This window comes from Tenacibaculum soleae, assembly GCF_030549005.1.
Classification (GTDB): domain Bacteria; phylum Bacteroidota; class Bacteroidia; order Flavobacteriales; family Flavobacteriaceae; genus Polaribacter; species Polaribacter soleae.
Map to the genome: position 1 here is coordinate 1 of NZ_JAUOSW010000016.1, position 9659 is coordinate 9659.

At 30.7% G+C, this 9659-nt stretch carries 12 protein-coding genes; 9 read left to right on the plus strand and 3 right to left on the minus strand.

Translation table 11 applies throughout. The features are described 5' to 3' along the window. Positions 1-479 precede the first annotated feature (479 nt). Positions 480-1427, minus strand: coding sequence for a DNA cytosine methyltransferase (locus tag Q4586_RS13665; RefSeq protein ID WP_303529914.1), 948 nt, complete (start codon positions 1425-1427; stop codon positions 480-482). A 253-nt stretch (positions 1428-1680) separates the two neighbouring features. Between Q4586_RS13665 and Q4586_RS13670 the strand changes: the two genes are divergently transcribed. The 5 genes from Q4586_RS13670 (at position 1681) to Q4586_RS13690 (ending at position 6620) form a co-directional block, all read left to right on the plus strand. After that, positions 1681-2256 carry a tyrosine-type recombinase/integrase gene (locus tag Q4586_RS13670; RefSeq protein ID WP_303529916.1) on the plus strand — a complete coding sequence of 192 codons (576 nt, stop codon included), beginning with the start codon at positions 1681-1683 and terminating at the stop codon, positions 2254-2256. Positions 2257-2347: 91 nt separating this feature from the next. Beyond that, positions 2348-3097, plus strand: a complete 750-nt coding sequence (locus Q4586_RS13675) for a hypothetical protein (protein WP_303529918.1) — start codon at positions 2348-2350, stop codon at positions 3095-3097. Positions 3098-3138: 41 nt separating this feature from the next. Next, positions 3139-4719, plus strand: coding sequence for an MTBMA_p00010-related P-loop-containing protein (locus Q4586_RS13680; protein ID WP_303529920.1), 1581 nt, complete (start codon positions 3139-3141; stop codon positions 4717-4719). A gap of 73 nt (positions 4720-4792) precedes the next feature. Next, positions 4793-5734 (plus strand): tyrosine-type recombinase/integrase, encoded by a 942-nt coding sequence (locus tag Q4586_RS13685; RefSeq protein WP_303529921.1) that lies wholly within the window; start codon positions 4793-4795, stop codon positions 5732-5734. Continuing rightward, entirely contained in the window at positions 5727-6620 is an 894-nt protein-coding gene (locus Q4586_RS13690; RefSeq protein ID WP_303529922.1) for a tyrosine-type recombinase/integrase, read from the plus strand. The genes Q4586_RS13685 and Q4586_RS13690 overlap by 8 nt, the downstream gene beginning before the upstream one ends. A gap of 121 nt (positions 6621-6741) precedes the next feature. Here the strand turns inward: Q4586_RS13690 and Q4586_RS13695 are convergent, their stop codons facing one another. Both Q4586_RS13695 and Q4586_RS13700 read right to left on the minus strand, forming a co-directional pair. Next, positions 6742-7035, minus strand: coding sequence for a type II toxin-antitoxin system RelE/ParE family toxin (locus Q4586_RS13695; protein ID WP_303529924.1), 294 nt, complete (start codon positions 7033-7035; stop codon positions 6742-6744). Beyond that, entirely contained in the window at positions 7035-7274 is a 240-nt protein-coding gene (locus Q4586_RS13700; RefSeq protein ID WP_303529926.1) for a hypothetical protein, read from the minus strand. Before Q4586_RS13700 ends, Q4586_RS13695 begins: the two co-directional genes overlap by 1 nt. A gap of 372 nt (positions 7275-7646) precedes the next feature. Here Q4586_RS13700 and Q4586_RS13705 point away from each other — a divergent pair, with 372 nt between their 5' ends. The 4 genes from Q4586_RS13705 to Q4586_RS13720 form a co-directional block, all read left to right on the plus strand. Then, positions 7647-8507, plus strand: coding sequence for a hypothetical protein (locus Q4586_RS13705; RefSeq protein ID WP_303529928.1), 861 nt, complete (start codon positions 7647-7649; stop codon positions 8505-8507). Further along, complete coding sequence (locus Q4586_RS13710) at positions 8494-8955, plus strand: hypothetical protein (RefSeq protein ID WP_303529930.1); 462 nt, start codon at positions 8494-8496, stop codon at positions 8953-8955. Before Q4586_RS13705 ends, Q4586_RS13710 begins: the two co-directional genes overlap by 14 nt. A 16-nt stretch (positions 8956-8971) precedes the next feature. Beyond that, complete coding sequence (locus tag Q4586_RS13715; RefSeq protein ID WP_303529931.1) at positions 8972-9526, plus strand: hypothetical protein; 555 nt, start codon at positions 8972-8974, stop codon at positions 9524-9526. A gap of 5 nt (positions 9527-9531) precedes the next feature. Then, the coding region (locus Q4586_RS13720; RefSeq protein WP_303529932.1) for a YegP family protein at positions 9532-9659 on the plus strand (128 nt) is incomplete at its 3' end.

Consider the following 9659-nt stretch of genomic DNA (forward strand, 5'->3'; position numbering starts at 1 on the left):
ATAAGCGAAGCGTATTAAAAACATCAAGGAAAATAACTGAACCCGTACTTATTGGATTAGCACGTATTTACTGAGGAGCTCTCAACCAAAAACAGCGTGTGACGCTCTGAGAAGCTATTCCACATCAATGTGTAAACAAACTACCAACCAGTTTTAAAGATTCTCGAAAGAACCTCCCTCCTCCCCACCAACAAAGATTTGTAAATGTTGTGACCTCTATTACTTATACCAATTAGCGAAGCGAAAAAACACAGTTCGCATTGCTTCGTAAAAATTTTTGTGAAAAATTTCAAGAGTTTTAAGAAGGTCTGCTATCCCGTAACCCAATAATCTTCAACCGTATGCGTTCCAACGCTAGTTGATTCTGAAGTATCAAGATTTCGTTTCTAATGAGTTTCTTCCTATCCTCCGACTGAGATTGCTTCAACTCCAAATCTTTCAACTGCATTCTATTGGTAAGGTCTTGTAGCTTGTTTTGTTTACTCATCCGTTGCCGTATTAAAATCTGCGTGTGATAGTATGTGCTTGATAACTTCCAAGGTGAAACTATTACCAATGACGTGATGACTCGGTGTTTTCTTCAGTATCTCACCAACATAATTATCGGGTAAGGTTTGCATACGTTCCAATTCTAACGTAGTAAACGGTCTAAAGAGTTGCTTCACTTCATCATCCGTCAAAGATTCAATTAATTCCAACTTTCGCTCTTTCGGTTCGTAGCAAAAAGATTTATCCAAGAACACTATTTGCCCGATGGAACGTGTTAAATAACGTATGAGTCCATTACGTGTGTACGGAACGTTCTTAGTCAGTATCGCATTGGATTTACGTTTATCTACCCAGCCATTTTCAACGCTGCTCTTCAATATAATTTTGTTATCCGTCGGAATAGCTACATTCGGAATATTCGTCCAATACAAGCGATTACGTAAAGCTGGACCAACCAATGAACTGTTTATTTGAATCGGCTCAACTCCGAGTAAATCACTAATTATTTTTCGGTCATGTTTGGGCATGCTCCCAACATTTTCCATTAAGAAATATTTAGGTTTTACTTCTTGAAGGACACGTAATGCTTCATAGAATAAGCTAGATTTCTCACCAGCTAATCCCGTACGATTTTTACGCAAAGAGCATAAGTCTTGGCATGGACTACCAAATGTCATTACATCGATTGGAGGTAATTTTGAAGTATCAATATTTCGGACATCACCGAGTTGAATTGTCCCTGGGAAATGATGCTGGGTTACTTTGATAGGATTCTTATCAATTTCAGAAGCATAGTAATTATTAATTGGGGTGTTTAGTTGTTTTAGGGCTAACTGTGCCACAGATATACCATCAAAGAGTGATATCACATTAATTCCTTTTTTCATAGAGTCTTTCTCTATAAATAGTTGTGAAATCACTAAAAGTCCTTGATTCAATATTTTAGAAGTAAAAAAGGAAGTAATCCCAATAAGGACGGGAGGTTCCGTGAATAAAAAAATATAAAAGGCTGGCACGGGAATATTTTTCCTTGTATCCTTGTCGAGTAAGTTTCACTTTTTGTTGAAAGTGAAGGAAGAAAATTGAAACCTAGTGAAATCAGTACTTCCAAGAGGTTATGAATAAGTTGAAGTTAAATCAAGTTTCACAAGCTACGATAACCACCGAAAATGAAACATAAAACAAAAGATTATGAGTTTACGAGGACAAAAAACAACATCGGATTTTTTAGAATGGGATAAGATGAAGACATTAGTATTGAAATTAGAACGTGACGGAGATTTCAAGTTCGCACTATTAATTTCATGCGGATGTTATTTAGGATTACGTATTTCAGATTTATTACAATTGAAATGGTCAGACCTATTATATAAGGAGTATTGTGAATTAGTTGAAAAGAAAACAAAAAAGGAACGTAAAGTAACTATCAATCCAGAATTAACAGAAATCATTGAACGTATCCATGCAGAATTAAATCCAAGTATTGAACAGTACATCTTTGTAAATCGTTTTGGTAAAAAACCAATCAGCGTTCAACACGTAAATGCCAAGTTGAAACAGATTTTTACACATTATAATATAAAAGGTCAGTACTCAAGTCACTTTATGCGTAAGTCACTTGGTCGTCAAGTATGGACCAAGAATAATTATTCAGAACAGGCACTCATATTATTATCGCAATTGTTCAATCATTCTAGTATTCAGACAACAAAAATATATTTAGGGATTAGAGAGCAAGAAATCAGTAACTTATACTTGAGTTTGTAATATTTGGAATAATTCTAATTGTTGTAAATTCATAAAAAAACTGAAATAAACTTGTTTAATCGAAATAAAGTGTTATATTTGCATTGTATTTATGAAAAAACAACAAAACATAATGAATCAAGAATCAAAACAAATACATTGGAGTAGTGAATTACTAACACTATTAGGAATATGGCTTTTTGAAAAAGGAGAAATAGGACATGCTTTATTATGTATTACAGGACCACAATGGGGACTTAAAATAGGTTCACAGCTAAAAATAAAGTGGGATGATGTAGTTTATTATGATGATGGGATGATGAGAATTGAATTATTCTCGGAAGATGAATTGACAAACAGACCTATTTTAGGTTTAAGTTATAAATATATTGAACTAGCCTATGGTGTGGTTGATATTGATGATGCTGAAGATACTATTTATATGAATTACAAGACGAGAAAACCGTTGAGTACCTCAACATTGAATCGTGAATTGCAAAAATTCAGCAAACAGTTTTTAAAAGAAATAGAAGAAAAGACAGGTCAAGGATTTAATTTAAAACCACTAAAATCAAATGCTTTTCAAATAGCATGTGTTTTGAAATTATTAAAAAAATATCATTATTCTAAAAGATGTTTTACTTCAGTATCGAACTATATGGGACATAGAACATTAAAAGATACTATCAAATTATTAGAAGTAGAACCATTTGATACGATAGTTTATGATTTTAATGGTTTTTCTGAAAAATCAAATTTGAACTTAGAACTTATAAAAGAAAAAGAAGAGCTTCAAAGTTTTATGAAAGAAAATATGCTTGACCACTGGTCTCATTTAAAAGATAATATTTTACCAATGTAGCTTAATAAACAGTTGATTACAGCTTAGAGTAAAGTCTGAGGGTGAATACCTATGTCCAAAAATTAAGAATAATTAAAATCCAAAAAGCAATGTTAAACACAGAAAACAAAAACAATTACATTTTTAAAAGTGAAAACTTAGTAGTAAACATTCTTGGAGGATTGAACGATTTGAATTTAGGAAGTTTACGTGTAACCTTAAAGATAACTAAAGAAGGTTCAACCTTCTCAAGAAGAGATAGTGTTGATTTATATAATGGCTCTCAAGTTGAAAAGCTAATGAGAAAAATAGCAGAAGAATTGGAAGTAGGTATCATAGCTGTTAGAAGAATGATATCTCAATTAATAGACGCATTAGAGGTGTATCGATTTGATAATATTGAACAAGAAAATGAAGAAGATGCAGTAGAGTATGAATTAGATGAAGCAGAATACAACGAGGCAAAAGAACTGTTGGAATCTAAAGATTTACTAATGGCTACCAATAAATTAATCGGAGCATCTGGAATTGTTGGTGAAGAGAATAATAGATTATTAATGTACCTCATCTTCACTAGCAGAAAGACTTCAAGCCCATTACATTGCATAAGTTTCGGAAATTCTGGTGTCGGTAAAACTCACCTACAATCAAAGGTGGCTGAGTTAATTCCAAATGAAGATAAAGTAGAATTTACCATGCTATCACCCAATGCATTCTTTTATTTCAATCAATATGAATTACGTAATAAATTATTGGTGATTGAGGACATGGATGGTGCAAAAGAAGGATTACTTCCTTTAAGAGAATTACAAACTAAAAAACGTATCACGAAATCTATTGTAAATAAAACAATTGGAGGTATTGGAAAGACAACAAATAGAGTTGTTGAAGGACCTGTATGTGTAGCTGGATGTACTACCCAAGAAAGTATTTACGAAGATAATTCAAACCGTTCTTTCTTATTGTATATAGATGAGTCTAAGGAGCAAGACGAACGCATTATGGCGTATCAGCGTATGCATTATGCTGGTAAAGTTGATATTGATGAACAATTAAGATGTGCTAAGTTATTACGTAATGCGCAACGTATTTTAGAGCCAATTAAAGTAATCAATCCCTATGCGGAATACTTGGAGCTACCAAAGTCAGTATTCAAGCCTAGACGTACAAATATTCATTATTTACAGCTTATAGAAGTGATAACATTCTATCATCAATTCCAACGTGAAAAGCTAACAGATGAACAAACGGGTGAAGATTATATTGAAACTACTTTAAGCGATATTAAACTAGCGAATGATTTAATAAAAGAGGTTTTATTAAGAAAGTCCGATAAGCTCAACACAGCGACTAGAAATCATCTTGAAGAGTTAATAGCATATCTAAAAGCAAATAATAAAAAGACGTTTTCAAATCAAGAAATTAGAAGAGCTTTTAGATTGAAGGAGCCAACACATAGACGTTATCGAAATTCATTATCAGAAGAAGGATTTATCCAAAAGAGAACAGATATCAAAGGTGTTTCAACAAGTTATGAATTGGTTTATACAGATGAATTCAAAGATTTAGAAACCTCAATAGAAAAAGCATTGGAACTGTGTATTGAAAAGCTCGTCAGTTCGTCAGAGGTTCGTCACTCTTAAATGACGAGGCTAATCCATTAGAAACAAAGAGGTTGTACTCAATTCGTCATTAAACACAAAACAAAAGGAAGCTATGAAATCATTAACACTTTATAATCAGTCATTTATTGTATTAGTAAACTCTTATCAATCGTGGTTAGCAACGTTAGGGTATGCAGAGAAAACAACGTATACCTTACCAAATCACCTAAAAGAATTCTTCTACTATTTGGAGTCAAAAGGGCATGAAGGTATTGAGTTTATCACCACAAAATTAGTTTCTGAATATTATAACGATTACCTATCAATTAGACGAAATAAAAGACGTGGTGGAGCTTTAGGAAATAGAGCATTAAACAAGCACCAACAAGCATTAAAACTGTTCTTAAAATATTTGAAAGAACATGGAGCTAAGTATAATTTTGGAGTTCATTTGAAAACTGAGAAATCAGAAACGATTGATGTTCGTGATTTGTTGACTATTGACCAAGTAAAACAATTGTTTAAAGCGTGTGATTGGTCTCACATTTCAAAAAGGTTTCAACTTCGTGATAAAGCTATGCTAGTTGTATTATATAATTGTGGATTAAGAAGAAATGAAGTAGTTCACATAAATGTAAATGATGTGAATTTTGATAAAAGACAATTGTTTGTTGCTAAAGGGAAAAACTATAAATCTCGTTTTATTCCATTGAATGATTTTAGTTTGAAAGTGTTAGAGGAATATATCTATGATGCAAGACCTCAATTCAATAAAGCAACAAAAACACCCGACTCTTTATTCTTAAATAGATTTGGTGGTAGGATGCTTGGTCAGACCTTTAGCGATAGATTAAGAAAAATCATTGAAGCAACAGAAGATGAAATCATAATGAGCAAGAAAATAACCTTACACACATTACGTCATTGTTTAGCTACTCATTTACTAGAAAAAGGAATGAAACTAGAAGATATTAGTAGGTTGTTAGGGCATTCTAGCCTTGAGAGTACACAGATATACGTTCATTTATTAGACAAGCTTAAAGAAGATGAATAGCTTCAACGAATACTTAGAAATACATGCCTATTCAGAAAGGACGATACATTCTTATGATGGTATTATCTCCAAGTTTTTATCTTGGTGTACAAAGAAAAATTATGATACTTGTACGATGGATTACAAGCAATGTTTGGAGTATGTAACATACATTCAAAGTAAAAAAAATAAGATTACTCAGAAATCAATAAATCATAGTGTCGGAATTATAAAGCTATATTTTAAATACTTGGTTTTTGATGAACAACGTCATTTGAATCCACTTGAAAACACCACTATAAAAGGAGTTGAACGTTATTATGAGCATGATTTATTATCACCAATAGAATTGGAAGAATTATATTTTAGTTATCAAACGGAAAGTATTAAATCACCTAAATGTCCATCTGTAGCAATGCGTAATAAGGTATTGACTGGTTTAGCAGTTTTTCAAGGACTAGATGCAAGAAGTATTAGATTATTAAAAATTGATAATATAAACCTCAACCAAGGAAAGGTGTATGTCCCAGGGAGCAGAAGAAGTAATGCAAGAACACTAGATTTAAATTCAAGTCAAATAATGCCGCTAATCCAATATATTGAAACTCATAGAGCGATACTTCAAAAAAAGATAAACTCGCATGCAGATGCTTTATTTCCTCTTAATTCAGATAGAATAAGTTGTGTAATTAATCCAGTGTTTAAAGAATTGAAGAAAATGAATTTTAGAGTAACCAATATCAAACAAATCAGAGCTTCTGTAATTACTAATTGGTTAAAAAAGGATGATTTAAGAAGAGTTCAATATATGGCTGGACATAAGTATATATCTTCAACTGAGCGTTATCTAAGAAACGATTACACAGCAATGCATGAAGCTATTGAAAGTTTTCATCCGATGAGTTAAAACCTAATATAATACATCTTGTACTTCCAATATAAAACTGTATTAATTAGGTCTATTTGTGAATCGTGAGCGAAAGCTCACGGTTTGTGAAAAATAATTTATCTTTTATCAATATACAAGTTTAAGAAATGTTTTCAGCTCCAGCTCTAGTACAGATAACATTCAAGATATAAGCAATATTCTTATCCTCTTTATATAACACTTTATAATCTCTAACAATTATTCTTCGATACTGTGGGAATATTTCATCTTTTTGATATTGTTCTGCAAAAACTATCTTTTTAGAAGAACTAATAATATCTTTTCTAACAATTTTTCTAGCAGAAGGAATTTCTTTATATCTAAAATCTAAGATAGCATTTAAAGATTCTCTAGCTTGACGAGTCCAAACAGTTTGGAGTATCTTTTTAGTCATTAATCTTCTTCCTGTTCAAATTCATCAGCAGATATATAGTCACCTTTAGCTACCTGATTTTCCGCAACATCTAAAGCCATTTTATATTCTTGACGAGACATTGGAGCTCCATTAGGATGATAAGCTACCACTTCATTTTTAAAATATCCTTCATACAAAGCATCTACCATCTGTAAAAAACGTTCATCAACGGTTTTTATAGATTGTTGCCATTTTTCTCTTAGTTCTAATGCTCCCATAATACATCAATTATAAATCAAATATACGTTATTTTAAAATGTGTTATATGAAAATACAATAATTACATCAAAAATCAAAGCTATTATATCACATACTCTTATAATTAACTAATTTTTATAGGACTATAGATATGCGTTTTTTATATTATTCTTCAACTTATAAAGTGAAATTAAATGAATAAAAAAACGATAAAAAACACTAGGTTATTTAATAGTATTAAGATAATTTAGTGTTTGAATTAAAGTTCATTGAAATAGACAGCTAATAAAAAATTAAAAGTAGTACACAGCTTTTTTTCGATAGCAATATAGTACTCATTTGGTTTAAAACATAAAGGGTATAATACTGTTACGCAACCTATAGGTAATGGTGTGGCGCAGAAAAAAGGTTTTCAAGGGCAAGAAATACAAGATGAGTTAGGGTTAAATTGGTCTTCTTTTAAATGGAGGAATGCTGACCCAGCACTAGGTAGATTTATAAATATTGACCCTCTAGCCGAAGATTACAGTTATCAATCGCCTTATAATTTTGCAGAGAATAGAGTTATTGACGGAATTGAATTAGAGGGTTTAGAACATTTATCTCATACTGTTTATTCAATTCATAAAGATACTAAAGGAAATTATAATGCAACACATAATAGGACTTTTACCCAAAGGAATGTAGGCAATTGGTCTGGGACAAAGCATCAAAACACCTATAATGTACATGGAAGTGATGGTAACGTCTCTGCAATCTATTCTGGAGATAATTCATCTAGGGATATGGCAAGTGCTGGAATATCTCTTTCTTCTGTAAAGAATAGAGAGATTAGCGCTAAAGATATTATTGATGGAGCTTCAAATAATAAAGAATTTCAAAAAGCTGGTGAAACATTAAAAAATGTAGCTGCCGCTGGAGGATTAGTTTTAGCTGCGCCAGCAGTTTTTGCTGGAGAGGCTAGTTTTTTTACTTATCTTGGTGTCGCTTCTGATGGTAATCAAATTTTAGGAGGTGAAAATGGAGCTGCTACAGATGGAATTGATAACAATGTAGTTCAAGGTACTGCATTTGCAGTAAATATAGTCTCTTCATTTGGAGCAAAAGGTGAAGCAGTTAATGTTCTTACAACAAGTCAAAAGACTTCAGAAAAAGTAGAATCTTCTGTAGCATTATCAAAGTCATTATACGATATGATTATGTCTTACTTTAGTAATAGTAGTGATAATAAAAAAACGGATGAAAAAAAATAATTTAATATTTGAGAAAGAACAGAGTTTAAATGGAGTTTTAAACTTTCTAGCTATTATATTAATAGTTTTTGGAGGTATATATTATTCTTTAAATAATACTTTATTGAGTTTGTTTTTAACATTAATTATCTGTTTTTTCTTGTTTATTTTATTGAATAAAAAATGGTTTAAAACAATTAAGATTAAAACAGAAACAATCTTAATTAGTTACCCTTTAAATTTTTTTGGGGCTAAGGAGAAGCAAATTGATTATGATGAAAACATTATTGAAGTTATATATTATGGCTACATGTATAGAACACCATCTCATTGTAAAATATTAATGAGAAGTAATAAAAGTATAAGGTTTAATTGCACTCTTAAAGAGGCTAATAAAATATTTGATTTTTTAAAAACAAAAAATGTTTATGTTGTTAATAATGATGAAAAAAATGTTGGATATAGATAACAAACAAGTTTCAAGTATGAAATTTTATTTAAAGACTAAAAATCACTTTTTACCATTAATTTTAGTTTTATTTATTGGATGCACTGGAAATAGTCAAGTAAAACAGAACAATGAAGAAGCTATTAAGCATATAAAAAGTAAAGAGACTAAAGATAATATTGAAAAACTTATTATTGGTTACTGGAATTTTGAGAAGTTAATAACACCTTCTGGTAAAGATGTAGAAAGTGATTTTATAGAAAAAAACTCTAGACCTAATATATTATTTAAAAAAAATAAAAAATATATCCTTTTTAATAAGACTATTGAAAATGGAAATTGGTCTTATAATGTTGAAGACGAAATATTAGATTTTGTTTTTGATAAACCTCAATATAGTGTTCCCATAGATAAAATTTCTTCAGAACTTTTTCAAAAATTAAAAAAAGAAGGAAAGATATTTGAATTCAAGGGAGATAGTTGGGAAATTCATAGCATTATAGAAAATGAATTATTAATCATAGAACATTTACCACATAATGAATTTGAATTAAAATATGTTTTAAGAAAATATAGAAAAGTAAATAAATAAAAACTATGTCAAAATTTGAAATCACAACTGATAAATCTGGACAATTTAGATTTAATTTAAAAGCTGGAAATGGACAAACTATTCTAGCTAGTGAAGCTTATACTACTAAAGCAGCTTGTAATAACGGAATAGA